This is a genomic window from Gardnerella sp. CCPDSM (assembly GCF_056754715.1).
The window spans coordinates 1-412 of the sequence record NZ_JBQEQO010000081.1; the positions used below are offsets into that span (position 1 = coordinate 1).

Consider the following 412-nt stretch of genomic DNA (forward strand, 5'->3'; position numbering starts at 1 on the left):
CGCTTGAACAACCTTCGCAATAGTTTGGAAGCTGGGATTGCCGTCTCGTCTTAAGCTTTTGTAAAGGCTTTCCCTTCCAACCTCGGCTTTTTGAGCAATCTCTTTCATTCTTCGAGCTTTTGCAATATCGCCTATAGCAGCTTGCAACAAGCGAGGATCATTGAGTTCTGCTGCGGCATTGAGATATGCAATAACATCATCATCGTTCTCAAGATACTCACTCGCATCCCATTTACTTATATTTACCATTTCTTCTCCTCAATTAACTGTGCAAGAAGTATCTTCGCTTGCTTAATATCTTTACTTTGACTACTTTTATCCCCACCAGCAAGTAATAGCATTAACTTTGAGCCTTTTTGTGCAAAATACACACGATACCCTGGTCCAAAAGCGAAACGCAGTTCACCAATAC

2 protein-coding genes are annotated in these 412 nt (G+C 41.3%); both read right to left on the reverse strand.

Annotation, left to right across the window (positions count from 1 at the left end; genetic code table 11):
• The coding region (locus tag ACTJLE_RS06635; protein WP_473417293.1) for an addiction module antidote protein at positions 1-249 on the reverse strand (249 nt) is incomplete at its 3' end.
• The gene (locus ACTJLE_RS06640) at positions 243-410 is read right to left on the reverse strand and encodes a type II toxin-antitoxin system RelE/ParE family toxin (RefSeq protein ID WP_481267924.1); all 168 of its coding nucleotides are present in this window, start codon (positions 408-410) and stop codon (positions 243-245) included. The genes ACTJLE_RS06640 and ACTJLE_RS06635, both read right to left, overlap by 7 nt.
• Positions 411-412: the final 2 nt, after the last annotated feature.